Annotated in this window: 1 protein-coding gene and 1 pseudogene; both read left to right on the top strand. The window is 39.5% G+C overall.

The genetic code is table 11. From position 1 onward, the window contains the following. Nucleotides 1-747, top strand: a pseudogene (locus H7254_RS14670) (hypothetical protein); the annotation flags it as partial. 27 nt (nt 748-774) lie between these two features. Beyond that, complete coding sequence (locus tag H7254_RS14675; RefSeq protein ID WP_301933672.1) at nt 775-1,935, top strand: P1 family peptidase; 1,161 nt, start codon at nt 775-777, stop codon at nt 1,933-1,935. The last annotated feature ends 158 nt before the right edge of the window (nt 1,936-2,093 follow it).

The following is a 2,093-nucleotide window of genomic DNA, read 5'->3' on the forward strand; positions in this document are numbered from 1 at the left end:
CGGGGCAACCTTATTCCTGCAACATCAACGGGTGTAACTATGTACTTAGGCGGAACTATCTTTCAAAAGGATGGCAAAACTCCATTGCCTAATGTACTTGTAGAAACCTGGCAATGCGATGAACATGAGCATTATGATAATACCTCTGATGATTATTTATTTCGCGGTGCGGTAAAAACCGGCAAAGATGGTAAATACGCATTTAAGACTATAGTACCCGTACCATACAAGGATGGTGATGGATGGAGGCCGGCACATATCCATATGAGATTTTCCAGTAGTAACCACCAGGATCTGATCACACAAATTTATTTTAAAGGGGATCCCCATATTAAAGAAGATACAGCCGCTGCTTCTCCACAATCTGTTGACCGTATTTTAGAAATAAAAAAGGATTCGTCTAATAAAAATGTTGTGAAGTTTGATGTTGTAATGGGCAAACCGTTCCCTTTAAATGACGAAGGGTACAAGAAAATCACAGGTCTTTATAAGTTAAAAAATGGGATGGCTGAATTTACAAGGGAAGACGATTTGCTCTTTTTAAAATTAAATGGCCAATTTATGGAAGGACTAACTTATAAAGGAAACAATTCGTTTGAAGGAGGAATTGGCTTTAATAAAGTAAAATTTGAATTAATGGCTAATGGAGATGTAAAGACGCAGATTACAATGTGGGATTCCTGGTCTGCAGACCAGAAATTTTTAGAATTACATGAGGGAATAAAGGTTTTAAAGTATAGCAATTAATCATGGCCAGGATGATAAAAATCAGCAATGAAAAAAACAACAACAATTATTTTGCTACTGCTTGTTTATTGCAGTATGTATGCGCAAAAGCCCCGTGCCAGAGATATCGGCATTCCGTTTGACGGCACAGCCGGAAAATTTAATGCCATCACCGATGTAAAAGGTGTAGAGGTTGGCTACAGCACGATCATATCCGGACAAGGAAAAAACATTCGTGGTAAAGGCCCGGTGCGTACAGGTGTTACTGCTATTTTACCAAGAGGAAGAAACAATAATCCTGTTTATGCAAACTGGTACACCTTAAATGGAAATGGTGAAATGACAGGAACAACCTGGGTGACTGAGTCGGGGTTTCTGGAAGGTCCGGTGATGATAACCAATACAAACAGTGTGGGTTTGGTAAGAGATGCTGTATTGAAATGGTATGTAAAAAAGGGTTGGTACAAAGAAGATTTTTGGTACACTTATCCCGTAGTAGGAGAAACGTATGATGGTTTCTTAAATGACATTTATGGCTTTCATGTAAAAGAGGCTAATGCGTATGGGGCTTTAGATAGTGCAAAATCAGGATTTGTAAAAGAAGGCAATGTAGGCGGCGGCACGGGTATGATGTGCCTTGGTTTTAAAGGCGGCAGCGGTACATCATCAAGAATTATAAAAATTAAGGACTCCGCTTATGCAGTTGGTGTGTTCGTACAATCAAACTTTGGCAGAAAAAATAATCTCACTATTGCCGGTGTGCCGGTTGGTAAAGAACTTATTGATACACTAAACAATGAACTAAAAGCTCCTCCCTCTTATAGACAGGAAGGTGACGGATCCATTATTGTGGTGGTTGCAACGGATGCTCCATTATTGCCACATCAGTTGAAAAGAATTGCACAAAGAGTATCGCTTGGTATTGGAAATGTGGGCGGGCAAGGTACTAATGGTTCGGGCGATATCTTCATTGCATTTTCTACAGCCAACCTTTCCGCATTTCAAAGAAATAGTTTTACCAAAGTGGATGAACTGCCCAATGATTTAATGAACCCATTATTTGAAGCTACCATTCAGGCAACAGAAGAAGCTATCATCAATGCCATGGTAGCTGCTGAAACCATGGAGGGGATCAACGGTAATAAATCGTATGCATTACCACATAAGTTGGTTGTTGATATTTTAAAAAAATACAACAGAATAAAATAATGAAAAAAATATCACTACTCTTTATTGCCTTCACCATATCAGGCTTGCTGCATGCACAGCAGCCCCTAACAACCAACCAGCAAACGGTGCAGCAAACAGTTATTAAAATGTTTGATGCATTGTCAAACCGTGATTCGGTAAGCCTGAAAGCGTATTGC

The sequence above is a fragment of the Ferruginibacter sp. genome (genome assembly GCF_014377975.1).
In the GTDB taxonomy this organism is placed as follows: Bacteria; Bacteroidota; Bacteroidia; order Chitinophagales; family Chitinophagaceae; genus Ferruginibacter.

Bases quoted from the DNA above. Each gene is read 5' to 3' on its own strand.
- H7254_RS14675 (WP_301933672.1), top strand. From the start codon at position 775: ATGAAAAAAACAACAACAATTATTTTGCTACTGCTTGTTTATTGCAGT.